This is a genomic window from Arthrobacter pasteuri, assembly GCF_054510955.1.
The window spans coordinates 65,305-90,250 of sequence record NZ_JBTNDO010000005.1; the positions used below are offsets into that span (position 1 = coordinate 65,305).

22 protein-coding genes are annotated in these 24,946 nt (G+C 70.0%); 18 read left to right on the forward strand and 4 right to left on the reverse strand.

Annotated features, from left to right (window positions below):
* Positions 1–64 precede the first annotated feature (64 nt).
* From murG to dnaE, 12 genes are all read left to right on the forward strand, one after another.
* A complete protein-coding gene (gene murG / locus ACX80H_RS15700; RefSeq protein ID WP_459314337.1) occupies positions 65–1,156 on the forward strand; it encodes an undecaprenyldiphospho-muramoylpentapeptide beta-N-acetylglucosaminyltransferase in 1,092 nt (363 codons plus the stop codon).
* A 176-nt stretch (positions 1,157–1,332) separates the two neighbouring features.
* Entirely contained in the window at positions 1,333–2,697 is a 1,365-nt protein-coding gene (gene murC, locus ACX80H_RS15705) for a UDP-N-acetylmuramate--L-alanine ligase (RefSeq protein ID WP_459314414.1), read from the forward strand.
* 38 nt (positions 2,698–2,735) lie between these two features.
* Entirely contained in the window at positions 2,736–3,506 is a 771-nt protein-coding gene (locus ACX80H_RS15710) for a cell division protein FtsQ/DivIB (protein WP_459314338.1), read from the forward strand.
* A gap of 256 nt (positions 3,507–3,762) precedes the next feature.
* A complete protein-coding gene (gene ftsZ, locus ACX80H_RS15715) occupies positions 3,763–4,962 on the forward strand; it encodes a cell division protein FtsZ (protein WP_459314339.1) in 1,200 nt (399 codons plus the stop codon).
* An 11-nt stretch (positions 4,963–4,973) separates the two neighbouring features.
* Positions 4,974–5,714, forward strand: coding sequence for a purine nucleoside phosphorylase YfiH/LACC1 family protein (locus ACX80H_RS15720; RefSeq protein WP_459314340.1), 741 nt, complete (start codon positions 4,974–4,976; stop codon positions 5,712–5,714).
* Complete coding sequence (locus ACX80H_RS15725; protein ID WP_459314341.1) at positions 5,702–6,469, forward strand: YggS family pyridoxal phosphate-dependent enzyme; 768 nt, start codon at positions 5,702–5,704, stop codon at positions 6,467–6,469. The genes ACX80H_RS15720 and ACX80H_RS15725 overlap by 13 nt, the downstream gene beginning before the upstream one ends.
* A gap of 96 nt (positions 6,470–6,565) precedes the next feature.
* A complete protein-coding gene (locus ACX80H_RS15730) occupies positions 6,566–7,084 on the forward strand; it encodes a cell division protein SepF (protein WP_459314342.1) in 519 nt (172 codons plus the stop codon).
* 60 nt (positions 7,085–7,144) lie between these two features.
* Positions 7,145–7,435: a YggT family protein gene (locus ACX80H_RS15735; protein WP_459314343.1), complete on the forward strand. Its 291-nt coding sequence runs from the start codon at positions 7,145–7,147 to the stop codon at positions 7,433–7,435.
* A gap of 147 nt (positions 7,436–7,582) precedes the next feature.
* Positions 7,583–8,212, forward strand: a complete 630-nt coding sequence (locus ACX80H_RS15740; protein ID WP_459314344.1) for a DivIVA domain-containing protein — start codon at positions 7,583–7,585, stop codon at positions 8,210–8,212.
* Positions 8,213–8,635: 423 nt separating this feature from the next.
* Positions 8,636–9,172, forward strand: a complete 537-nt coding sequence (gene lspA, locus ACX80H_RS15745) for a signal peptidase II (RefSeq protein ID WP_459314415.1) — start codon at positions 8,636–8,638, stop codon at positions 9,170–9,172.
* Positions 9,162–10,097 (forward strand): RluA family pseudouridine synthase, encoded by a 936-nt coding sequence (locus ACX80H_RS15750; RefSeq protein WP_459314416.1) that lies wholly within the window; start codon positions 9,162–9,164, stop codon positions 10,095–10,097. Before lspA ends, ACX80H_RS15750 begins: the two co-directional genes overlap by 11 nt.
* Positions 10,098–10,166: 69 nt before the next feature.
* Positions 10,167–13,706 carry a DNA polymerase III subunit alpha gene (dnaE, locus tag ACX80H_RS15755; protein ID WP_459314345.1) on the forward strand — a complete coding sequence of 1,180 codons (3,540 nt, stop codon included), beginning with the start codon at positions 10,167–10,169 and terminating at the stop codon, positions 13,704–13,706.
* A 138-nt stretch (positions 13,707–13,844) separates the two neighbouring features.
* Here the strand turns inward: dnaE and ACX80H_RS15760 are convergent, their stop codons facing one another.
* On the reverse strand, positions 13,845–14,375 hold the full coding sequence (locus tag ACX80H_RS15760; protein WP_459314346.1) for a flavin reductase family protein: 531 nt from the start codon (positions 14,373–14,375) through the stop codon (positions 13,845–13,847).
* A gap of 134 nt (positions 14,376–14,509) precedes the next feature.
* Here ACX80H_RS15760 and ACX80H_RS15765 point away from each other — a divergent pair, with 134 nt between their 5' ends.
* The 3 genes from ACX80H_RS15765 to nrdR all read left to right on the forward strand — a co-directional run bounded on the left by ACX80H_RS15765 (position 14,510) and on the right by nrdR (position 17,086).
* Positions 14,510–15,037 (forward strand): hypothetical protein, encoded by a 528-nt coding sequence (locus ACX80H_RS15765; RefSeq protein ID WP_459314347.1) that lies wholly within the window; start codon positions 14,510–14,512, stop codon positions 15,035–15,037.
* Positions 15,038–15,112: 75 nt separating this feature from the next.
* Positions 15,113–16,480 carry a histidinol dehydrogenase gene (gene hisD, locus ACX80H_RS15770; RefSeq protein WP_459314348.1) on the forward strand — a complete coding sequence of 456 codons (1,368 nt, stop codon included), beginning with the start codon at positions 15,113–15,115 and terminating at the stop codon, positions 16,478–16,480.
* 108 nt (positions 16,481–16,588) lie between these two features.
* Positions 16,589–17,086, forward strand: coding sequence for a transcriptional regulator NrdR (nrdR, locus tag ACX80H_RS15775; RefSeq protein ID WP_459314349.1), 498 nt, complete (start codon positions 16,589–16,591; stop codon positions 17,084–17,086).
* Positions 17,087–17,211: 125 nt separating this feature from the next.
* Here the strand turns inward: nrdR and ppgK are convergent, their stop codons facing one another.
* Together ppgK and map are read right to left on the reverse strand one after the other, a co-directional pair.
* Positions 17,212–18,069 (reverse strand): polyphosphate--glucose phosphotransferase, encoded by an 858-nt coding sequence (ppgK, locus tag ACX80H_RS15780; protein ID WP_459314350.1) that lies wholly within the window; start codon positions 18,067–18,069, stop codon positions 17,212–17,214.
* A gap of 88 nt (positions 18,070–18,157) precedes the next feature.
* Positions 18,158–19,036 (reverse strand): type I methionyl aminopeptidase, encoded by an 879-nt coding sequence (gene map / locus ACX80H_RS15785; protein WP_459314351.1) that lies wholly within the window; start codon positions 19,034–19,036, stop codon positions 18,158–18,160.
* 99 nt (positions 19,037–19,135) lie between these two features.
* Here map and ACX80H_RS15790 point away from each other — a divergent pair, with 99 nt between their 5' ends.
* Positions 19,136–19,297, forward strand: coding sequence for an SPOR domain-containing protein (locus ACX80H_RS15790; RefSeq protein WP_140395032.1), 162 nt, complete (start codon positions 19,136–19,138; stop codon positions 19,295–19,297).
* 42 nt (positions 19,298–19,339) lie between these two features.
* Here the strand turns inward: ACX80H_RS15790 and panB are convergent, their stop codons facing one another.
* A complete protein-coding gene (panB, locus tag ACX80H_RS15795) occupies positions 19,340–20,230 on the reverse strand; it encodes a 3-methyl-2-oxobutanoate hydroxymethyltransferase (RefSeq protein ID WP_459314352.1) in 891 nt (296 codons plus the stop codon).
* A 291-nt stretch (positions 20,231–20,521) separates the two neighbouring features.
* On the opposite strand from panB, the gene glnA reads away from it, so the two are divergent.
* Positions 20,522–21,862, forward strand: coding sequence for a type I glutamate--ammonia ligase (glnA, locus tag ACX80H_RS15800; protein WP_459314353.1), 1,341 nt, complete (start codon positions 20,522–20,524; stop codon positions 21,860–21,862).
* Between the two features lie 38 nt (positions 21,863–21,900).
* A complete protein-coding gene (locus tag ACX80H_RS15805) occupies positions 21,901–24,909 on the forward strand; it encodes a bifunctional [glutamine synthetase] adenylyltransferase/[glutamine synthetase]-adenylyl-L-tyrosine phosphorylase (RefSeq protein WP_459314354.1) in 3,009 nt (1,002 codons plus the stop codon).
* The last annotated feature ends 37 nt before the right edge of the window (positions 24,910–24,946 follow it).

Genomic DNA, 24,946 nt, shown 5'->3' on the forward strand with positions numbered 1-24,946 from the left:
CACGGTTGAACCCACAGGCGAACGCGCGGTTGACCGCCCGGGTGACCGCCCGGGTGACCGCCCAGTGTCGGTCGTCCTCGCGGGTGGCGGGACGGCCGGGCACGTCAGCCCGCTTCTCGCCATCGCGGGGGCGATTCTCGAGCAGCGTCCCGGAACGCGCATCACCGCCGTCGGGACCGAGGCAGGCATGGAGACGCGCCTGGTCCCCGCCGCCGGGTTCGAGCTGCGGACGATCGACCGCGTGCCTCTGCCGAGGCGACCGTCGACCGACCTCGTCAAGCTCCCGGTCCGCCTCGTACGCGCCGTCCGGCAGGCACGCACGATCCTGTCCGACGCTGCGGCCGACGTCGTCGTCGGCGTGGGCGGGTATGTCTCCACCCCGGTCTACCTCGCGGCCTGGACGCGTCGCGTGCCCGTCGTGATCCACGAGGCGAACGCGCGCCCCGGCATCGCCAACAGGGTAGGGGCCAGGATCGCGGCACGCGTCGCCGTCGCGTTCGAGGGGACGGGACTCGCCGATGCGGTCCTCGTCGGCATGCCGATGCGCAGGAGCATCGCGGATCTCGACCGCGCAGCAGCCCGGACCCAGGCCCGCGCGTCGCTCGGACTCGAGCCGGACCGTCCGACCCTGATCGTGACGGGCGGGTCGTCGGGAGCGGCGAGCCTGAACCGCTCCCTCGCCGCCGCGGTCCCCGAACTGACCGCCGCCGGGGTGCAGGTCCTCCACATCACGGGGCGCGGCAAGCAGGTGGCCGGCGACGACGACGCCCCGCTGGCGACGCCGGGCTACCACCAGGTCGAGTTCGTCGACGGGATGGAGCGGGTCTACGCAGCAGCCGACCTGCTCATCGCCCGTGCCGGTGCCGCCACCGTGAGCGAGATCAGCGCGGTGGGCCTGCCCGCCGTACTCATCCCTCTGCCGCACGGCAACGGGGAGCAGCGGCTCAATGCCGCGGGACTCGTGGAGTCCGGCGGAGCCGTCCTGGTCGATGACGCCGCGTTCACCCCGCGGTGGATCCGGGAGAACGTGCTGACGCTCGTCACCGACCCCGTGCGGCTCGGCGGGATGTCAGCGGCCTCGCACGCGCAGGGCGTCCGCGACGCGGACCAGCGGATGGCCGATCTGGTCCTCGCCGCGGCGGGAGCCGGGCGATGACCACCGGGCACGAGGCGGCAGGCCCGGCGGTATCGGCCCTCGGGAACCAGGCAACGACGACGGCCCGGACATCGGGCGGAATGGAAGGCAGCGGCATCGCAACGAGCAGCACCGCCCCGGCACGCGCTGCCGGGCTGCAGGAACCCGTGCACTTCATCGGACTCGGCGGCGCAGGGATGTCGGCCGTCGCGAGGGTCCTCCTCGGCCAGGGCCTGCGCGTGTCCGGGTCGGACGCCGCCGAGTCCCGGGGCCTCCGCGCGCTGGCGGAGCTCGGCGCGGCCGTGACCACGGGCCATTCCGCCGAAGCCGTCCCCGAGGCAGGGACGGTCGTCGTCTCCTCGGCGATCCGCGACGAGAACCCGGAACTCGCCGAGGCCCGCCGCCGCGGACTCCCCGTCCTGCACCGCTCCCAGGCACTCGCAGCCGCGATGACCGGACGGCAGGCCATCGCCGTCGCGGGCACGCACGGGAAGACGACGACGACGGCCATGATCACCGTGCTGCTCCGCAGCGCCGGGCTCCGCCCGTCCTTCGCCATCGGCGGGGACGTTGCCGCCCTCGGCGTCAACGCCGAGTGGACCGGGGGAGACGTATTCGTGGCCGAGGCCGACGAGTCGGACGGGTCGTTCCTGAACTACACGCCGGGCATCGCCGTCGTCACCAATGTCGAAGCGGACCACCTCGACCACTACGGCACCGCAGACGCCGTCCACTCGGCCTTCCGGGAGTTCGCCCAGCGCCTTCCCGAGGACGGGCTCCTCGTCGCCTGCGCCGACGACGCCGGGGCTGCAGCACTCGCCGCAGGCGTCCCCGCGGCACGCCGCGTCCGGACCTACGGTTATGCCGCGACGGCGGACATTCGGATCAGCGGGACCAGGGCTGCCGGCAGCACCACCGTCAGCCTGCTCTCCTTCCTCGTCGACGGCCTCGACGCCCAGCAGGAGCTCCAGCTCCGCGTCCCGGGCCGCCACAACATCCTCAATGCCGCCGCGGCGTTCGCCGTCGCCCTGGAACTCGGCGTCGACCCGGCCGTCGCAGCAGCAGGGCTGTCCTCCTTCTCCGGCGCAGCGCGCCGCTTCGAGGCGAGGGGAGAGGGCGACGGCGTCCGGGTCTTCGACGACTACGCGCACCACCCGACGGAAGTACAGGCGGCGCTGACCGCGGCCCGGACGGTGGCGGGGGAGCATCGGGTGCATGTCCTCTTCCAGCCGCACCTCTTCTCGCGCACCCGGGAATTCGCCGCCGGCTTCGCCGACGCGCTGGCCCTCGCCGACACCGCGACCGTGCTCCCGGTCTATGCGGCGCGCGAGGACCCCGTCGACGACGTAGGAGGCTGGACGATCACGCAGCTCATGCCCGGCGCAGGCGCGGCGTACAGCGAGGACCCTGCCGAAGCCCTGCGCACGGTGACGGGCCACGCACGGACCGGCGACATCATCCTCACCATCGGCGCGGGGGACGTCACGCAGTACGGTGTCCAGCTCGTCGGCCTGCTGCGGGAGCGCTCCACCTCACCCGGACCATCGGCGGCCGGGGAGTGACACCGAGGAAGCCTCCCGTCACGCGGGCCGCGGACCGGGTGAGCGGAAAGGTCTCACTGCTCGATCGGGCGGACGGTCCGCTGCCGCGGGGCACGATCCTCGACTTCCCGGCTCCACGGAGGACGCACCGGGTGCGCAACGCGGTCCTCGTGATCACCGCGGTGCTGCTGTGCCTGGGCGGCGTCGTCGCGTACGCCGTCTTCTCGCCTGCGCTCGCGCTGCGGACCGTCGTGGTCGAGGGCAACTCGCTGGTGCCTACGACCGAGGTCGACACGGCGCTCGCTCCGCTGATGGGGACGTCGCTGACGCGGATCTCGCCGGACCAGGTGCGCGACCTGCTGGCCGACAAGGCGCCCATCGAGGACGTGGAGATCGCGGCCGAGCCGCCGTCGACGCTCGTTGTCTCGATCGAGGAGCGCGTGCCGGTCGCGGTGCTGCAGAGCGGACGCGGGTTCGTGCTCATCGACTCCGAGGGGCGCCAGCTGTCGAACGTCGCCCGGCGCGAGGAGGTCAAGCTGCCGCTGATCGACGGCGGGACCGAGGCGGTCAACTCAGAGGTGTTCTCCTCGATCACCGCAGTCCTGGCCGAGCTGCCCGTCCCCGTCCTGTCACGGCTCAGGAGCGCATCGGCCAGGAGTGTCGATTCGATCCAGCTGTCGCTGTCCGGGGACCAGAAGATCTTCTGGGGGAGCGCCGAGCGCAGCGCCGAGAAGGCGAAGGTGCTCGAGGCGCTGCTAGCGATGCGCGCCACGGACCCGCCGGTGAAGGAATTCGACGTGAGCACCCCCGACCGTCCGGTCACGCGGTGAGGCCGGAACGAAGCAGGCCGTGGTCATCGGAGGCCGGACGGAAGTCTAGCCTTAAGGAGGCGGGCAGCGAGCGACATGCCGACACGCGGCGTTCGGTCATTGCAACGCGGAACGCTTGCACCTAGCGTCAAACATAGAAGTTACTTGACATAACGTTAACTCTCAACCTGAACGTTAACGTTTTTCGGGTAAAGGTTGAAGCCGGATCACCGGCAGCCCCCGTACAGCACACAGATTCGAACAAGGGACACAGGACGTGGCAGCACCTCAGAATTACTTGGCCGTCATCAAGGTCGTCGGCATCGGCGGCGGCGGCGTGAACGCCGTCAACCGCATGATCGAGGTGGGACTCCGCGGCGTCGAGTTCATTGCCATCAACACCGATGCCCAGGCGCTCCTCATGAGTGACGCCGACGTGAAGCTCGACGTCGGACGCGAACTCACGCGCGGCCTCGGTGCCGGCGCCGACCCGGAGGTAGGCCGTCGCGCCGCCGAGGACCACTCCGAGGAGATCGAGGAAGTCCTGCGCGGGGCGGACATGGTCTTCGTCACAGCAGGAGAGGGCGGCGGTACGGGTACCGGCGGCGCCCCCGTCGTCGCCCGCATCGCGCGCTCGCTCGGCGCCCTCACCATCGGCGTGGTCACGCGCCCGTTCACCTTCGAGGGACGCCGTCGATCCAACCAGGCCGAGAGCGGCATCGACACCCTCCGCGAGGAGGTCGACACCCTCATCGTCATCCCGAACGACCGGCTGCTGTCCATCAGCGACCGCAATGTCTCGATGCTCGACGCCTTCCGCTCGGCGGACCAGGTGCTGCTCTCCGGTGTGCAGGGCATCACCGACCTCATCACCACCCCGGGCCTGATCAACCTCGACTTCGCCGACGTGAAGTCCGTGATGCAGGGCGCCGGCTCGGCGCTCATGGGTATCGGCTCGGCACGCGGTGAGGACCGTGCCGTCAAGGCCGCGGAGCTCGCCATCGCGTCGCCGCTGCTCGAAGCATCCATCGACGGCGCCCACGGTGTCCTGCTCTCGATCCAGGGTGGCTCCGACCTCGGCCTCTTCGAGATCAACGAGGCCGCGCGCCTCGTCCAGGAAGTCGCGCACCCGGAGGCGAACATCATCTTCGGTGCGGTCATCGACGACGCGCTCGGCGACGAAGCGCGCGTCACCGTGATCGCGGCGGGCTTCGACCAGGTCGACGCCACCTCGCAGCCGGTGGCAGCCGCTACTCCCGCGTCGAGGCCGGCCGTCGCGCCGAGTGTCGGCGGAGACCAGCACCGCATGGCCGGTGCAGCCACCGCCGGCCTCGGCGCATGGTCGCAGCAGCGTGCGCAGAACATCCAGGCCGTGCCCGCCGACTCGGGCTTCGACGTGGACCTTCCTGCCATCGTGGAGCCCGACCTGTCCGCCGGACGCTCGGACGACCTCGACGTGCCCGACTTCCTCAAGTAGTCCGGCCGTTCATGCAGCCGGCCGCAGGTCGCGGGCGCACGTCCCCGTTCTACTGGAACGAGGAGGTGCGTCCGGGGCTCCGGGTGGCCTTCACCTCTGCCGGCGCGGGCAACCTCGCCCTCCATGTGGGGAACGACCCGGACGGCGTCCGTGGCAACCGGCGCCGCCTCGAGGATGACATGGGGGTCGCCCCGGGATCCCTGCGCTTCATGAGCCAGACCCACTCCGACAGGGTCGCCGTCGTGGGTGGAGGGGAGGGAGTGCCCGACGCGGACGGCATGATCTCCCCGCGCGGGACCGAGCCGCTGGCGGTGCTCGTCGCCGACTGCGTGCCGATCGTCCTCGCCGACGCATCGCCCGCGGACGGCGGTACCGGCGCGACGGCCGTGGTGCATGCCGGTCGCGCCGGTGTCGGCAACGGGATCATCGGTGGCGCCGTGCGTTCCCTGCGGAGCCTGGGCGCGAGCGACCTGTCCGCCTGGATCGGGCCGTCCGTCTGCGGCGCCTGCTACGAGGTCCCGGAGGACATGATGCGCGCCATGGCACGTAGCCTTCCGGAGGCTGCAGCCCGGACAAGGACCGGCACGCCGGCGCTCGACCTGCCCGCAGCGGTCCGGCACCAGCTCGAGCAGTCGTCCGTCCGGGTCGAACCGGTACGGGGGGCGTCCTGCACCCTGGAGAATCCCGCGCTCTACTCCCATCGCCGCGAACCGGGAGCCGGCCGCCTCGCCGGGCTGGTGTGGCGGGCGTGACCGCGGACGGACCCGTGCAGCACGACGGCATCCGGGCGCGGGACCTCGAGGCCCGGCTCGGTGCAGTGCGGAGGCGGATCGCGACGGCGGCAGAGGCCGCGGGGCGGACGGAACCGGAGCTCATCGTGGTGACCAAGTACTTCCCGTCCTCCGACCTGCGCATCCTCGCGGACCTCGGCGTCCGGGACGTCGGGGAGAACCGGGACCAGGAAGCCGCCGCCAAGGCGGCCGAGCTGGACGACCTCCCCCTGGCATGGCACTTCATCGGTCAACTGCAGACCAATAAGGCGAAGTCGGTGGTCCGCTATGCGCACAGCGTGCACTCGGTGGATCGCGCCGCGCTGGTCGCGGCGCTGGGCAGGGCGGTTGCGGCCGAGCAGGAACGGCGGGGAGCGGCCGGCCTCGGAGCCCGGGACGACCTCGATTGCTTCCTCCAGTTCACGCTCGATGCCGAGGCCACCCCGGGCGGTCGGGGAGGAGCGCTTCCCGGCGAGGCCACTGCACTGGCCGAGGCCGTTGCGGCCACCGCGGGCCTGCGGCTCGCCGGCGTCATGGCCGTGGCACCACTCGGCACACCGCCCGCAGCGGCGTTCGAGCGGCTGCTCCGCATCGCCGACTCGGTGAGGGCCGTCGACCCGTCCGCCACGGCCGTTTCGGCGGGTATGAGCGGGGACCTCGAGGAGGCCGTCGCGGCAGGGGCGACACACCTGCGGATTGGTTCTGATGTCCTCGGTCCGCGTCCGGCCGTGGGGTAGCGTCGAGGCTGTAACGGCGGCACGACAGGTAGCCGGGTGCGGCATGCGGCACGCCCCCGGAGTCCACGATCCACTCTCTCTCAGACAGGAGTCACCATGGCTGGCGCACTGCGCAAGACAATGATCTACCTTGGGCTCGCCGACGGTGACGAGCACTACGAGCCCGAAGCGAAAAGCGCGCCCAGCAGGAACGAGGACTATTCAGTGGATTACGACCGCGACGAACGCCATCTCGAGCCGGCTCCTGCCGCCCGGGTAGCCCCCGCCGAGGAATACCGTGCCCCCGTCACACCGATCAAGCGCGCGCCGTCGTCCCGCGAGGACTCCGCCGCCCTGCGCCAGATCACCACGATCCACCCCCGCTCCTACAACGACGCCAAGCTGATCGGCGAGAGCTTCCGCGACGGGATCCCGGTCATCATGAACGTCACCGACATGGGGGAGGCCGACGCGAAGCGTCTCGTGGACTTCTCGGCCGGACTCGTGTTCGGTCTCCACGGCAGCATCGAGCGGGTCACCAATAAGGTGTTCCTGCTGTCGCCGTCGTATATTGAAGTCCTCGGTGAGGACCTGAAGGCCAGCGAAGCGCAGACCAGCTTCTTCAACCAGAGCTGAGCCCAGCGGCCGTCACGGTCGCGTCCGACCCATCAAGGCCCGAAGGACTGGAACCGCTCTGTGAGTTTGGTATTTGCCCTGATCTACCTGGTACTGATGCTGTTCCAGCTCGCCCTGATCCTGCGGATCATCTACGACGCCGTCCAGGGGTTCGCGCGCGACTGGCGGCCGCAGAAGCTGGCCCTCGTGGTCGCCTCGGGCGTCTATTCGGTCACCGATCCGCCGGTCAAGGGCCTCCGCCGGCTCATCCCGCCGCTGCGCATGGGCGGCGTGCAGCTCGACCTCGCGTTCCTGGTGCTCTTCATCCTGGTACTGATCCTCATGTCGGTGTCGGCGGGCCTCGCAACCTAGCGTCCCCGTCCGTTTCATGATGAAGTTCCAGAAGATATACGCTGAATTCCAGTTCGACGTGAGTCCAGCGGTTCATGTCCACAGTCCGGTACCGCAGCTCGGCCCCGCCAGCAGGCGGGCCGGCTCCTATCAGTATGAGGTGACCATATGGCTCTGACGCCAGAAGACGTTGTCAACAAGAGGTTCCAGCCGACGAAGTTCCGCGAAGGCTACGACCAGGACGAGGTGGATGACTTCCTCGACGAGATCGTCGTCGAGCTCCGCCGCCTGAACGCCGAGAACGAGGAGCTGCGCAAGGCCGCGGGAGGCTCCTCGGACGTCTCCCCGACGACCGCCGTACCGTCACCGGTCGCCGCCAGCACGAAGACCGACGACGTCCCCGCCGAGGACAACTTGCCGGAGGTCGCCGCCGACGTCGAAGAGCCCACACCGGCGCCCGCCCCCGCAGCGTCGACCGGCACCGCCGAGTCCGCCGCCGGAGTCCTCGCCATGGCACAGCGCCTGCACGACGAGTACGTCACCGCCGGGCTGGAGCAGCGTGACAAGATCATCGCCGAGGCCCAGCTCGAGGCCAACGGCCTCGTCAACGACGCCCAGGACAAGAGCCGCACGATCCTCGGCGAGCTGGAGGACCAGAAGTCAGTGCTCGAGAGCACTGTCGAGCAGCTGCGCGGATTCGAGCGCGACTACCGCGCCCGCCTGAAGGCCTACATCGAAGGCCAGCTGCGCGATCTGGACGCCCGCGGTTCCCTCGCGACCGACGCGGCGGCTTCCTAGCAGGACGTCCCGCCCGGCTCCGGCCGGGCAGCAGGAGAAGGGCCGGTTGCCGGGGGCACACACCCCGGGGACCGGCCCTTCCGCCGTTCGTGCCGCTCCCGCGGCACACCCTTTCAGCACCTACACCTTGGACAGATCGTGAACGAGCACCAGCCCGCCGAACCCGCACCCGAGCCGCAGGCCGGAGCGTCCGCCGTCCCGGATGCCCCGTCCCGGAAGTCGCAGTCCCGGGATGCCCAGGCCCGAGAGACCCACTCCGGGGATGCCCGGTCCCCGGACTCCGCGCCGAGGCCCGGCAGCCCGGACGCAGCCGGCCCGGAACCTGCATCCCCGGGCCGGGGGACCGCGGACGGCGCGGCGGCCGTCGGCGCGACCCCGGGGCGGAGCCATGCCCGCCGGGTCCCGGCCCGGTACGGCGTCGTCATGCTCCTCTGCACGCTCGCCGCCTACGTGATGGATCAACTGACCAAGGCCTGGGTGGTGTCGACGATGAGCGAGGGCCAGGTCATCCCCGTGCTCCCGCCCCTGCTCAACTGGCGCTTCATCCGGAACCCGGGAGCGGCCTTCTCGATCGGTACGGACTACACCTGGGTCTTCACGATCATCATGGTGGTCGTGGCCGTCGCCATCGCGCTGCAGGTGCGGAACATCGCCTCCTGGGGCTGGTCCGTGGCGCTCGGCCTGGTCCTCGGCGGGGCGCTCGGCAACCTCACGGACCGGCTCCTGAGGGAACCCTCGTTCGGCCAGGGTCACGTCGTGGACTTCATCGCGCTGCCGAACTTTGCCATCTTCAACATCGCGGACTCGGCCGTCGTGAGCGGAGTGGTGCTCATCTGCATCCTGACCCTGCGTGGCATCGGCATGGACGGAAGGCGCAGCTCGGACACGCAGGCTAACGCCGGGCGGGCAGCCGACGCTCCGGAGAGCAGGACCGGGGAGCGTGACGGCGATGGCCGATGAGCACCAGGAGGTCGTCGTCCCGGAGTCCGACGGCGGCAGCCGCGCCGATGCGGCCCTCGCACGCCTGCTCGGCGTCTCCCGATCGGCGGTCGCCCAGTGGTGCGCCGACGGCAGGGTGCTGCGCGGCGGGGCCCGCCTCGCGAAGTCGGACCGCGTCCACGCCGGCGACCGCCTCGACGTGGACCTGCCGGATCCCGAGGACAAGCACCGCGTGATCCCCGAAGCCGTCGATGGCATGGGCATCCTGCTCGACGACGAGGACTTCGTCGTCGTGGACAAGCTGGTCGGCGTCGCCGCGCACCCGTCCCCGGGCTGGGTGGGACCCACGGTCGTCGGCGCCCTGGCCGCCGCGGGGTACCGGATCTCGACGTCGGGCGCGCCCGAGCGCGTCGGCATCGTCCACCGGCTCGACGTGGGTACCTCGGGCGCCATGGTCGTCGCCAAGACCGAGCCCGCCTACACCGCGCTGAAGCGTGCTTTCAAGGAGCGGACGGTCGACAAGGTGTACCACGCCGTCGTGCAGGGCCTTCCCGAGCCGCTCGCGGGGACCATCGACGCCCCGATCGGACGCCATCCCCACCACGAGTGGCGCTTCGCCGTGATGGAGGGAGGCCGGGACTCGGTGACCCACTACGAGGTGCTCGAGGCGTTCGGCCGTGCGAGCCTCGTGGAGGTGCACCTCGAGACCGGCCGCACACACCAGATCCGCGTGCACTTCTCCGCGCTCCGGCACCCCTGCGCCGGCGACCTCACCTACGGCGCGGACCCGCGCCTGGCCGCCGAACTGGGCCTCACGCGGCAATGGCTGCATGCCCACCGGCTCGGCTTCGCCCACCCCAGGACCGGCGAGCCGGTCTCGGTCACGAGCCCCTATCCCGTGGACCTGGCGTACGCCCTGACCGCGCTGTCCAGGGGCCTCGTGTGACACGCCGGGCCCACCTCGGAGGATAGTCCCGCGACGGTTCCCCGGGCACCGGCGCACTAGACTTGTCCGGTGGCTACTCCTGCATCGACCGACCCGTTCGTCCATCTCCACAACCACACCGAGTACTCGATGCTCGACGGCGCGGCCCGCCTGACGGACCTGTTCAGCCACACCGAGGAACTCGGGATGAGCGCCCTCGCCACGACGGACCACGGGTTCGTCTTCGGCGCCTTCGACTTCTGGAGCAAGGCCAAGAGCGCCGGCATCAAACCCATCATCGGTGTCGAGGCGTACCTCACGCCGGGGACCGCCCGGAACGACCGCACGCGTGTCCAGTGGGGCGGCGGCGGGCGCGACGACGTCTCCGGCGCCGGAGCGTACACGCACATGACGCTGTGGTCCGAGACCACCGAGGGCATGCACAACCTGTTCCGGATGTCCTCGCTGGCGTCCCTCGAGGGCTACCTCTACAAGCCCCGCATGGACCGCGACCTCCTCCAGACCTACGGCAAGGGCCTCATCGCGACCACGGGGTGCCCGTCCGGCGAGGTGCAGACGAAGCTCCGCCTCGGCCTGTACGACGAGGCGAAGCAGGCGGCCTCGGACTTCCGCGACATCTTCGGCGCCGAGAACTACTTCTGCGAGCTGATGGACCACGGGCTCGACATCGAGCGCAACGTCAAGGCGGACCTGATCAAGCTCGCCCGGGAGCTCGGCCTGCCGCTCGTCGCCACCAACGACCTGCACTACACCCACGCCGAGGACTCCAAGGCCCATGCGGCGCTGCTCTGCGTGCAGTCGGGATCCACCCTCGCCGATCCCAAGCGGTTCAAGTTCGACGCGGACGAGTTCTACCTCAAGTCGCCGGCCGAGATGCGGGCGATCTTCCGGGACTTCCCCGACGCCTGCGACAACACGCTGCTCATCGCCGAGCGGTGCGACGTCGACTTCAACACCAAGGCCAACTACATGCCGCGGTTCCCGGTCCCCGAGGGCGAGAACGAGCAGTCCTGGTTCGTCAAGGAGGTCGAGACCGGGCTGCAGTACCGCTACCCGGCAGGCGTGCCCGACGACGTCCGCAAGCAGGCGGAGTTCGAGGTCGGCGTCATCACCCAGATGGGTTTCCCGGGCTACTTCCTCGTGGTGGCCGACTTCATCAACTGGGCCAAGAACAACGGCATCCGGGTGGGCCCGGGCCGTGGCTCCGGCGCGGGCTCCATGGTGGCGTACGCCATGCGCATCACCGACCTCGATCCCCTCAAGCACGGCCTGATCTTCGAGCGGTTCCTCAATCCGGAGCGCGTGTCCATGCCCGACTTCGACGTCGACTTCGATGATCGCCGCCGCTCCGAGGTCATCCGCTACGTGACGGAGAAGTACGGCGACGAGCGCGTGGCCATGATCGTCACGTACGGCACCATCAAGGCCAAGCAGGCCCTCAAGGACTCCTCGCGCGTCATGGGTTACCCGTTCTCCACCGGGGAGCGCCTCACCAAGGCGATGCCGCCGGACGTCATGGGCAAGGGCCTCGCCCTCGCGGACGTCCACAACAAGGACGCGAAGCGCTACTCCGAGGCCGAGGAACTGCGGGAGCTCCTCAAGACCGACGCCGACTCCGCGAAGGTCTTCGAGACGGCCCTCGGCCTCGAGGGGCTGAAGCGCCAGTGGGGCGTGCACGCGGCGGGCGTCATCATGTCCTCCGACCCCCTGATCGACATCATCCCGATCATGCGCCGTGAGCAGGACGGCCAGATCATCACCCAGTTCGACTACCCCACGTGCGAGGGGCTCGGACTGATCAAGATGGACTTCCTCGGCCTGAGGAACCTGACGATCATCACGGACGCCGTCGAGAACATCACGGCGAACAAGGGCGTGGACCTCGTCCTCGAGGACCTCGAGCTCGATGACAAGGAGTCCTACGAACTCCTGGCACGCGGGGACACCCTCGGTGTCTTCCAGCTCGACGGCGGGCCCATGCGCTCCCTGCTGAAGCTCATGCGCCCCGACAACTTCGAGGACATCTCCGCCGTCCTGGCGCTGTACCGGCCGGGGCCCATGGGCGTGAACTCGCACACGAACTACGCGCTGCGCAAGAACGGCCTGCAGGACATCGAGCCGATCCACCCCGAACTCGAGGGACCGCTCGAGGAGATTCTCGGCGGGACGTACGGCCTCATCGTGTACCAGGAGCAGGTCATGTCGGCCGCGCAGAAGCTCGCGAACTTCACGCTCGGCCAGGCGGACATGCTCCGACGCGCCATGGGCAAGAAGAAGAAGTCCGAGCTGGACAAGCAGCAGGCGGACTTCTTTGCGGGCATGAAGGCCAACGGCTACTCCCAGGCGGCCATGGACAAACTGTGGACCGTGCTCGAGTCCTTCTCCGACTACGCGTTCAACAAGGCCCACACCGCGGCGTACGGGCTCGTGTCCTACTGGACCGCGTACCTCAAGGCGCACTACCCCGCGGAGTACATGGCGGCGCTGCTGACGAGCGTCGGCGACGACAAGGACAAGCTGGCGATCTACCTGAACGAGTGCCGCCGCATGGGCATCACCGTGCTGCCGCCCGACGTCAACGAGTCGAGCGTCAACTTCACCCCGGTCGGCAAGGACATCCGCTTCGGCATGGGCGCCATCCGCAACGTCGGCGCGAACGTCGTGGGAGCCATGGTGGGCGCACGGGAGGAGAAGGGCGCCTTCACGTCCTTCAGCGACTTCCTGCAGAAGGTGCCCGCCGTCGTCTGCAACAAGCGCACCATCGAATCGCTCATCAAGGCCGGCGCCTTCGATTCGCTCCGGCACCCCCGCCGGGCCCTCGCGATGATCCACGAGGAGGCTGTGGACTCCGTGATCGTCCTCAAGCGCAACGAGGCCGCCAACCAGTTCGACCTCTTCAGCGCGTTCGACGACGGCCCGGACGCGGTGGGCGGCCTGTCCGTCGAGGTTCCCGACCTGCCGGAGTGGGACAAGAAGGACAAGCTGTCCTTCGAGCGGGACATGCTCGGGCTGTACGTCTCGGACCACCCGCTGCAGGGCCTCGAGGGGATCCTCAGCCAGCACGCGGACTCGTCCATCCCCTCGATCATCAGCGAGGAGGGACCGGCCGACGGCGCGATCGTCACGATCGCCGGCATGATCACCTCCCTGCAGCGGAGGATCGCCAAGAACAGCGGCAACGCCTACGCGCGGGCCGAGGTCGAGGACCTCGCCGGATCCATGGAGGTCATGTTCTTCGGGCAGGTGTACGGACCCATCTCGGCGGTCCTGGCGGAGGACCTGATCGTGGTGGTCCGCGGACGCCTGCAGCGCCGGGACGACGGCGCCGTGATGCTCAACGCGCAGGAACTCACGGTGCCGGACCTCAGCGAGGGACACTCCGGGCCCGTGGTGATCTCGATGCTGCAGCACAAGGCCACCGAGACCGCCGTGACCGCGCTCGGGGACGTCCTGCGGACGCATCCCGGGACGAGCGAGGTGCTGATCCGCCTGAACGGGTCCCGCACGGTCGAGGTGATGAAGCTCGGCGTCGACCTGCGGGTGAATCCGACGCCGGGTCTCTTCGGCGACCTCAAGGTGCTGCTCGGGCCCGCCTGCCTCGACGCCTGACGGGCGGGAGTGGAGGCCCGCTCACTCCGCCGGGCCTCCGGGGGCCGGGGACCGCCGCCTCAGCCGACTGCCGTGAGGGACATCCCCAGGACATCCCCGGGAGGTCATCCCCGGGAGGACATCCCCGGGAGGACGTCCTCAGATGACATAGTCGGTGGCCGTCGGCGTGCCGTAGCTGCCGCCGTGGTAGAGCAGGGGCGCGCCGTCCGGGCCGATGTTCCCCGCGATGACCTCGGCGACGACCACGGCGTTGTTCTCGAAGGACAGGCGCATGCTGATGCGGCCCACGAGCCAGCCGGCGACATCCCGGATGATGGGGACGCCCTCCGGCCCCGGCTCCCAGTGGTCACCGGTGAAGCGGTCCTTCGTCCGCGCGAAGCGGTTGGCGAGGCCCTCGTTCTCCGTACTGAGCATGTGGACCCCCACGAAGTTGGTGTTCGCGACGGCGGGCCAGGAGGACGACGTCCGGGCCATGTTGAACGAGAAGCGGGGCGGCTCGGCGGACAGCGAGGCGACCGAGGTGGCCGTGAAGCCGTAGGGGACGTCGTCGTACACCGCGGTGATGATGGCGACGCCTGCGGCATGACGGCGGAAGACCTCGCGGAAGGACTCCCCGTGAGGCTCGGACGGGGACTGCAGGCCTGTCTGTGCGGGGCTCGGGTTGTTCACGTGGTTCCTCCGGGATCGACGTCGGTGGACAACGCGGTTGCGGATGGCCGGTCCGATGCTGACGGCCCTCTACGCTGCCACCACCACACTAGGCGCGCGCCGCGCGCTGGGCGCGGTTTGTTAATGTAGAAGTCATGTACGCACGCCAGGAGCCGGACACCGGATCAAGCACGTATCCACCTCCGGTCTACGCCGTGGCCGAGGACCGGAGGTCGGTGCCTCCCCTCGGAGTGGTCTGGTGGCTCGGATCCACGATCCTGCTCGGCGCCCTGGTCGGAGCGTCCTGGTGGCTCCTCGCACCCACGGGACGCCTCTTCGGCGACCCCGCCTCCGCCGACCAGTGGCTGCTGCGCGACCTGACCCTCGCGGGCCTGGAGCTGGCCGCCGGTATCGCCGTCGGCACGGTCGTCGCCCTCCGCCTCGCGCTGCCCGGCGTGGTGGCCAGGATCCTCGCCGCCGTCGGCGGATCGGTCCTCGGCTCCCTCCTCGCCCTCGCGGTCGGCGAGGGCCTCGCCCACCTTCTCGGCCCGCAGGGGCGCGACGACGTGCCCGGCTCCGCGTTCCTGCTGCAGTCCTACGGAGCGCTCGCCGTCTGGCCGGCCGTCGCCGCCGTCATCATCTTCGCCACCGCGCTTCTCGGCCTCTCGCGCCGGCGGAGCTGAGCGCTCCGGGGCGGCGGAGCTGACCGGGAGCGCCCCAGAACCCTGCGCTCCCCGGCCTCCCGGTAGACTCTCAGGGTGAATCCAGCGCCTACCACCCCGACCGTCGGCTTCCGCACCATCGACCTGCGCGGCCGTACCCTGTCCCCGGGCGACCTGAAGGGCGCCATGCCCCGGGCGGCCGCCAGCGCGTCCTCCTCCGAAGCGGCCGTCCAGGCCATCATCGACGACGTCCGCTCGCGCGGCCTCGGGGCCCTGCGGGACCTCGCGCGGCGGTTCGACGGCGTGGAGCAGGAACACCCCCGTGTGCCGGCCGCGGTCATCGAAGCTGCTGTCGCCGGGCTCGACGCCACGGTGCGGGCGGCACTCGAGGAAGCCATTCGGCGTGCGCGCATCTTCGCGCAGGCGCAGGTACCCGACGACGTCGAGGCGGAGGTCGCCCCCGGAGCCCGCCTCACGCACAAGTGGATCGCGGTGGACCGCGTGGGGCTCTACGTTCCCGGCGGACTGGCGGTCTACCCGTCCTCCGTGGTGATGAACGTGGTGCCCGCGCAGGCCGCCGGCGTCGGCTCGATCGCCCTCGCATCGCCACCGCAGAAGGAGTTCGACGGTTGGCCGCACCCGGTCATCCTCGCCGCGGCATCGATGCTCGGTATCACCGAGGTGTACGCGATGGGCGGGGCCCAGGCCATCGCCGCCCTCGCCTACGGCGTCGAGGGGGAGGGCGACGGCTCCGGGCAGCACGCCATCGATCCGGTCAACGTCATCACCGGTCCGGGCAACGTCTTCGTCGCCACCGCCAAGCGCCTGGTCCGCGGGCGGGTCGGCATCGACTCGGAGGCGGGCACCACGGAGATCGCGGTCCTCGCGGATGCCACGGCCGACGCCGACCTCGTCGCCGCCGACCTCGTGAGCCAGGCGGAGCACGATCCGCAGGCCGCGTCGGTCCTGGTGACGGACTCCGAGGACCTCGCGGCCGCCGTCGTCGAGGCCCTCCAGGGGCGCGCCGCCGCCACCCGGCACGCCGATCGGGTCCGCACGGCTCTCGCGGGTCCCCAGTCGGGCGTGATCCTCGTCAACGACCTCGAGCACGGCATCGCGGTGTGCGATGCCTACGCCGCCGAGCACCTCGAGATCCAGACGGCGGACGCCCGAGCCGTCGCGGGACGGATCCGCAATGCGGGTGCCATCTTCGTGGGGAACTACAGCCCCGTCAGCCTGGGCGACTACTGCGCCGGATCGAATCACGTCCTGCCGACCAGCGGGACCGCGGCCTTCGCCTCGGGCCTGAACGTCACGACCTTCCTGCGTGCCGTCCAGCTCGTCGACTACGACCGCGAGGCGCTGCGCGAGGTGTCGTCCTCGATCGTCGCACTGTCGGGTGCGGAGAACCTGCCCGCACACGGCGAGGCGGTCACGGCCCGCTTCGACGCCGCCGCCCCCTGATCCTCGGGATGCCCCGAGAGCACCACATCTGGTAATTACAGTGTTGTTGTTTCACCACATGTAGTTCTAAACTGGGGCTGACGAGAACTCACGACCGGGAGGGGAGCCTTGTACTGTCCGTACTGCCGCAACCCCGACTCCCGGGTCGTCGACAGCCGGCTCGGCGATGACGGGTCGGCCATCCGCCGCCGTCGTCTCTGTCCGCAGTGCGGCCGCCGCTTCAGCACCGTCGAGACCACGAGCCTGAGTGTCATCAAGCGGTCGGGAGCCGGTGAGCCGTTCAGCAGGATGAAGATCATCAACGGTGTCCGCAAGGCCTGCCAGGGCCGGCCGGTGACCGAGGACGACCTCGCGCTCCTGGCGCAGGAGGTCGAGGAGAACGTCCGTGCCAGCGGCGTCGCCGAGATCGACGCGCACGAGGTGGGACTCGCCATCCTCGGTCCGCTGCGCAAGCTGGATCAGATCGCGTACCTGCGCTTCGCGAGCGTCTACCAGGGCTTCGAATCACTCGAGGACTTCGAAGAGGCCATCCAGACCCTCCGCCACCAGGCGAAGGACAACGAGCGCGTGCCCAGCGGGGCACGGAGGCCGTTGACGGCGCACTAGCGCCCCAGAACCCCGGTGGTGGCTGCGGAGGGGAAGCCGACGCCACCACCGGCACCACGTCAGCCTCGATGCCGACGCAGGGAAGCCCGGTACGGCGTGCAACCGTACCGGGCTTCCCTGTCAGCTCAGCCCAGGTCGGTCGGGGTCAGGGCGAGGGGACCGGCCGGCGTGTGGCCCTTGGTGCCCAGGAGCAGCGCCGCCTGCAGGGCGCCGCCCACGATGCCGGCGTGGTTCTTGAGCTGCGCCGGGATGATCGGGGTGCGCAGCTGCAGAGACGGTAGGTACTCGCTGCTCCGCTTCGAGATGCCGCCGCCCACGATGAACAGCTCGGGCGAGAAGAGGAACTCGACGTGCGAGAAGTAGCGCTGGAGCCGCACGGCGTACTCGTCCCAGTCGATCCCGTCCCGCTCGCGGGCCACGGCCGATGCCTTGGTCTCGGCATCGTGCCCGTCGATCTCCAGGTGGCCGAGTTCGGCGTTGGGGACCAGCCGGCCGTCGAAGATGAAGGCGGAGCCGATGCCCGTGCCGAGGGTGATGACCAGGACGGTCCCCATCTTGCCCTTGCCCGCGCCGTAGCGAACCTCGGCGAGCCCTGCCGCGTCGGCGTCGTTGATGACGTGGACGTCCCGTCCGAGGACCTTCGTGAAGAGGGCATCGACGTCGGTGTTGACCCAGCTCTTGTCGACGTTCGCTGCCGAGCGGGCGACGCCGTGCTGGATGATGGCCGGGAAGGTGACGCCGACGGGCACGTCGGCGGCGGGACCCTCCGGCCGCGAGGCGAGCTCGGCGACGATCTGGCCGACGACCTCGGCGACCGCCTCCGGCGTGGACGGCTTCGGCGTCGGGATGCGGTAGCGCTCACCGACGATCACGCCCTTCTCGAGGTCGACGATGCCGCCCTTGATGCCCGTGCCGCCGATATCGACTCCGATGACGGTTGCGGGGAGCTTCTTCGATTTCTTCTTCTCGGTGTCCTTGGCCATGATTCTCCGTCGACGAGTGGTTGGGCGGCCGGCGCTAGCCGGAATGGGGGTGGTGCGGTGTACGGGCAGGCTCTGCGGTGCGCCTGCGCTAGGGCAGGGTCAGGATCTCCGCGCCGCGGTCGGTGACGACGAGCGTGTGCTCGAACTGTGCCGTCCTCTTCCGGTCCTTCGTGACGACGGTCCAGTCGTCCGCCCACATGGTCCAGTCGATGGTCCCGAGCGTCAGCATCGGTTCGATGGTGAAGACCATCCCCGGTTCGATGACGCGGTTGTAGGCGGGGGCGGCGTCGTAGTGCGGGATGATCAGGCCCGTGTGGAACGCTTCTCCGACGCCGTGCCCGGTGAAGTCACGGACAACACCATAACCGAAGCGCTTCGCATAGGACTCGATGGTGCGCCCTATGACGTTGATCTCGCGTCCGGGCGCGACGGCCCGGATCGCGCGGTTGAGGGACTCCTGCGTGCGCTCGACGAGGAGGCGGGACTCCTCGTCCACGTCTCCGATGCAGAAGGTGTAGTTGGTGTCCCCGTGTACGCGGTCCTTGTACGCGGTGATGTCGATGTTGAGGATGTCGCCGTCCCTGAGCTCCGTGGAGTCGGGGATGCCGTGGCAGATGACCTCGTTGAGCGATGAACACAGCGACTTCGGGAAGCCCCGGTACCCGAGGGTCGACGGGTAGGCGCCGTGGTCCAGCAGGAATTCGTGTCCGATGCGGTCCAGGGCATCCGTGGTGATCCCGGGCCTGGCGGCCTTGCCGACCTCGACGATGGCCTGGGCGGCGATCCTGCCGGCGATGCGGATCTTCTCGATGGTCTCCGGAGTCTTGACCTCGGAGCCCGTGAACGGCGCTGGCGCCTTCCGGCCCACGTATTCGGGGCGCGGGATGCCGGGCGGGACGGGGCGCTGGGGCGAGATGGTGCCGGGGGTCAGGGTCCCAAGGGGAGCGGTGGGGGAGGACTGGGGCATACCCTTGATCCTATAGCGGGCTCAGGTCACCGGCTCAAAGGCGCCGACGGCGCGATCGCCGGATGACATGGCCGGATGCCACGGATCGAGGGGGTCGCCATGACGGAGTACTGGTTCAATGTGCGCACGCACGAGGTCGAGGAGGACCGGCAGTCGGACTGGTCCCAGCTGATCGGGCCGTATGCGACGCGCGCCGAAGCCGAGAAGGCCCTCGAGAAGGTTCAGCAGCGCAACGATGCCTGGGACAAGGACGACGACTAGGGCTCTTCGGCCCGTGCTCCGTTCAGCCGGCCGGCCGTACACCTAGAAGGTGTGGTCGGGGCCGGGGAAGGTGCCCGCACGCACGTCGTCGGCGTAGGCGCGGGCCGCATCGGAGAGGACGCTCCGGACGTCGGCGTACTGCTTGACGAACGTCGCCTGCCGTCCGCCGCGCAGCCCGGCCATGTCCTGCCATACGAGCACCTGGCCCGTGGTGCCCGGGCCCGCCCCGATGCCGATCGTCGGGACGCGAACGGCCGCGTCGACGGCGTTCGCGGTCTCGGCGGGCACCATCTCCATCAGCACGCAGAATGCTCCCGCGTCGGCGAGTGCGACGGCGTCGTCGACGATGCGCTGCGACGCCTCCCCGCGGCCCTGCACGCGGTAGCCGCCGAGCGCGTGCTCGCTCTGCGGAGTGAACCCGATGTGGGCCATGACCGGGATGCCCGCGCGGACGAGGGCGCGGACGGTGTCCGCGTAGTCGGCGCCGCCCTCCATCTTCACGGCGTGGACCAGCCCCTCCTTGAGCAGGCGCACGGAGGACTCGACAGCCTGCTGGGGTGAGACCTCGTAGCTGCCGAAGGGAAGGTCGGCCACGACGAGGGCCCGCGTCGTCGCCCTGCTGACAGCACGGCTGAAGAGGATCATCTCGTCGAGCGTGATGGGCAGGGTCGTGGCGTGTCCCAGGACGTTGTTGGCCGCCGAGTCACCGACCAGGAGCAGTTCGATGCCGGCCTCGTCGAAGACCTGCGCCGCGTACTGGTCGTAGGCCGTCAGCATGGCGAAGTGCCGGCCCTGGTCCTTGGCCTGCTGCAGGTGGTGGATCCGGATCCGGCCCGCCGGCTTGGTACCGGCGGGGGCAGGGGCGGTCGCCTCCCGGGCCGGCGTCGTGGCTGCTCCCTCTCCGTAGGGGGCTGGCAATTCCGCGGAAGTCATGCCATGAGACTACTGGACCCTCTGCCACGGTCCCGGGATGCAGATCCTCCCCGGGGCCCGGCCATGGACTGCGCGTGGTGTCCGCCAGGGATTTCCGGCGCGCCGCAACGGGGAGGGCACGTGCACCTCATCAGCGTGCGGGTCAGTAGAGTGTTCACGGCAGGCGCACGCGCGCACGAGGTGCATCCGCGCCCCGGGAACGGTGCAGCCGGACGCGCACGACGTCGGGCATGGACAGCCCGCTGCCCTGACCGGGCGGCCCGGGCGACGAGTCAAGGAATGAGGGTGGTCATGGACCGGCAGCAGGAGTTCGTACTGCGAACGATCGAGGAGCGCGACGTCCGCTACGTGCGTCTGTGGTTCACGGACGTCGTCGGCTCGCTGAAGTCGGTCGCCCTGGCTCCTGCCGAGGTCGAAGGCGCCTTCGAGGAGGGCCTCGGATTCGACGGATCATCCATCGAGGGACTGGCCCGGATCTACGAATCGGACATGCTGGCCCAGCCCGATCCGACCACGTTCCAGATCCTGCCGTGGCGCGGTGACAAGGAACAGACGTCGCGTATGTTCTGCGACATCCTGACGCCGGACGGCCAGCCGTCCACCGCCGACCCACGCGGCGTCCTCAAGAAGACCCTGGCGAAGGCTGCCGACATGGGCTTCACCTGCTACACCCACCCGGAGATCGAGTTCTACCTGCTGAAGTCGGCGGAGCTCGGTCCCGACGGCCAGCCCGTGCCCGTGGACTCGGCCGGCTACTTCGACCACGTTCCCGGCGGCGTGGCCCAGGACTTCCGCAGGACGGCCGTCGCGATGCTCGAGTCCGTGGGCATCTCGGTCGAGTTCAGCCACCACGAGGCCGGGCCGGGGCAGAACGAGATCGACCTGCGGTACGCGGATGCGCTTCAGACCGCGGACAACATCATGACGTTCCGGACCATCATCAAGGAGGTCGCGCTCACCTCCGGCAGCTACGCGACCTTCATGCCCAAGCCCTTCTCCGAGCACCCGGGCTCGGGCATGCACACCCACTTCTCGCTTTTCGAGGGCGACACCAACGCCTTCTTCGAGGCGGGCGCCGAGTTCCAGCTGTCGAAGACCGCTCGGCAGTTCATCGCCGGCATCCTCCGGCACGCGCCCGAGTTCACGGCCGTGACCAACCAGTTCGTCAACTCGTTCAAGCGCCTGTGGGGCGGCGGCGAGGCACCGAGCTACCTGTCCTGGGGCCACAACAACCGCTCGGCGCTGGTCCGCGTGCCGCTCTACAAGCCCAACAAGGGCCAGTCCGCGCGCATCGAATACCGCGGCATCGATTCCGCGAGCAACCCCTACCTCGCCTACTCGGTGCTTCTGGGTGCCGGGCTCAAGGGCATCGAGGAGGGCTACGAGCTGCCGCCGGCCGCGGAGGACGACATCTGGAGCCTGACCGCCGCGGAGCGCCGCGCAATGGGGCACGACCCACTGCCGGCCAGCCTGCACGACGCCATCCGGGTGATGGAGGACTCGGAGCTCGTCGCGGACATCCTGGGGGAGCAGGTGTTCGAGAACTTCCTCCGCAACAAGCGCGCCGAGTGGCACGACTACCGCATCCAGGTGACGCCGTACGAGCTGCGCAGGAACCTCAACATCCTGTAGGCCTGCGTGCATCTCCGGCGCTTGGCTAGGGTTGGCCCATGAGCCTTACCCGCAAGCTGATCAGTTACGGCTTCACGGACCTGGAGAAGAGCAGGCGCTTCCTGGACGCGCCCGAGCTGCAGGGACTGAACGACGACGCCCTGTTCGGCGGGATCGCTCTGGCCGCGAACCCGGACCTGGCGCTGCAGTCCTTCGTCCGCCTCCTTGCCGTCAACCGCAAGGCTTCGCTGGCGGCCTTCTCCGACGAGGGCCGGCGAGGCCCCCTCTTCCGGCTGCTGGGAGCGTCCGAGGCGCTCGGCGAATTCCTCATGCGCCACCCCGAGCACCTCGACGTCGTCCGCCCGAATCCTGCGACCCTCCCGGACGTGGCGCCGGACGACCTCCGGGCGCTGCTGCTGCGGTCGGTCGACGCCGAACCCGCCGATGCGAACCCGGTGGCCGGCAGGTTCGGCGTGGACGCGTACCAGAGGCTCCGCGTGACCTATCGGCGCCTCCTGACGGACCTTGCGGTCCGCGATCTCTGCCACCGTTCGCCTGTCGACTACCTGCCCGTCGTCGCCCGGGAACTCGCGGACCTCGCATCGGCCGCCCTGGAGGCCTCGCTCGCCGTCGCCCGTGCCGAACTGGGCGAGGTGTACGGGGCCGACGTCGTGGCCCGGGTGAAGCTCGCCGTCATCGCCATGGGGAAGTGCGGTGCGCGGGAGCTGAACTACATCTCCGACGTCGACGTCGTCTACGTCGTGGAAGGCGAGGACCTCGACGACACGCTGCTCACCAGGATCGGGACGGGCCTGGCCTCCGGCATGTCCCGCGGGGTGTACTCGCCGGGGCCGGAACCCGCCCTGTGGGAGGTCGACGCGAACCTGAGGCCCGAGGGCAAGGACGGGCAGCTCGTGCGGACGCTGCAGTCCCACGTGTCCTACTACGAGAGGTGGGCCAGGACCTGGGAGTTCCAGGCGCTCCTCAAGGCCCGGGCCGCCGCCGGGGACCCGGACCTCGGCCGACGCTACGAGGCGGCCATCGCCCCGTTCGTCTGGGCGTCCTCGCAGCGGGAGGGGTTCGTCGAGGCGGTGAGGGCCATGCGCCGCCGCGTCACGGACAACATCCCGCGCGACGAGGAAGCACGACAGCTCAAGCTGGGACCGGGAGGCCTGCGGGACGTCGAGTTCACCGTCCAGCTGCTGCAGCTCGTCCACGGGAGGCTCGACGAGTCCCTCCGCGTGAGGGATACCGTCACCGCGATCGGTGCGCTGAGCTCCGGCGGGTACGTCGGTCGCTCGGACGCGCTGGACCTCGACGACTCCTACCGCTACCTGCGGGTCCTCGAGCACCGGATCCAGCTCACGCAGATGCGCCGGACGCACCTCATGCCGGAGGACAACTCCGCCCTGCGCGCCCTCGCCCGGTCCTCCGAGGGCTGCATGGTCACGGTGAGGCCGAGCGCGCAGAGCCTTGTCGACAAGTGGCAGCGGACCCGGAGGCTCGTCAAGCGGCTCCACGAGTCGATCTTCTACCGGCCCCTGCTCAACAACGCCGCAACGCTGCAGCCCGAGGACGTCCAACTCACGGCCGAGGCCGCACAGGCCCGCCTCGCGGCCCTCGGCTACCAGGACCCGCGCGGGGCCATGCGCCACATCGAGGCTCTCACCGGCGGCCTGCGGCGCCGGGCGATGCTGCAGAAGCAGCTGCTGCCCATCCTCCTGGCCTGGTTCGCGGACGGCGTCGACCCAGACGCAGGCCTGCTCGGGTTCCGCCGGCTCAGCGAGTCCCTCGGTGACAGCCACTGGTACCTGGGCATGCTCCGCGACTCCAACGCCGCCGCGGAGAGGCTCTGCGCCGTCCTGTCGAGCAGCCGGTTCATCACCGACCTCCTGGAGGTATCGCCCGAGTCGACGCAGTGGCTCGGCTCCGACGCGGCGCTGGTGCCGGATTCCTTCGACGCCCAGTGGCAGGAGATCCAGTCGAAGATGTCGCGGCATCCGGAGCCCGGGGAAGCCATCCGCCTGATCCGGCTGATCCGCCGCCGGGAGCTGCTGCGCATCGCCATCGCCGACAGCTCCGGCCTCCTGTCCCAGGCGGAGGTGGGGGAAGCTCTCGCCGACGCGGACCGTGCCGCCGTCCTCGGCGCGCTGCACGTCGCGGAGAGCCAGGTGTTCGGGCAGGAGGAGCAGCTCACCGACGTCGTCGTGATGGCGATGGGACGCCAGGGCGGTCGGGAGATCACCTACGGCTCGGATGCGGACGTGATCTACGTGCACAGGCCGCTCCCCGGAGCCGACGAGGCGGCCGCCCAGAAGCAGGCCGAGGCCGTGGTGTCCCGCCTTGCTGCACTGCTCACCCAGCCCTGCAAGCCGCCGGTCCTGGCCGAGCGGGTCCTGGAGATCGACGCCGCGCTCCGGCCGGAGGGCAAGCAGGGGGCGATGGTGCGGTCCATCGGCTCCTACCGCGAGTACTACCGGCGCTGGTCCCTCGTCTGGGAGGCGCAGGCCCTTCTGCGGGCCCGTCCCCTCGCGGGTGACGACGGGCTCGCCGCGGAATTCACCGAACTCATCGACCCGGTGCGGTACCCGCGGGAACTCAGCGAGTCGGACGTCCGCGAGATTCGGCGGATCAAGGCGCGCGTCGAGTCGGAGCGGCTCCCGCGCGGAGCCGACCCCTCGAGGCACCTCAAGCTGGGGCGGGGTGCACTCAGCGACGTCGAATGGCTCGTACAGCTGCTCCAGCTGCAGCATGCCGCCGCGGTCCCGGCCCTGCGGGTGCAGTCCACACTCGCCGCGCTGGACGTGATCGAGGCGGAGGGCCTGCTCCCCGCGGAGGACGTCGCCACGCTGCGTGGGAGCTGGAGCCTCGCCACCCGCATCCGCGCGGCGAACGTCATCTGGAGCGGGCGGGGGTCGGACCTGTTGCCGGCTCCGCGCCGCGACCTGGAAGCCGTCGCCCGGTGGTGCGGGTACGGCCCGGGCAGCGGATCGGACCTCGAGGAGGACTACCTCCGCATGACCCGCCGGAGCCGTGCCGTCTTCGAGCGGCACTTCTACGGGTACTAGGCCTCCTGGTACGGCTTGCGCCGCTCACCCGCTGGCC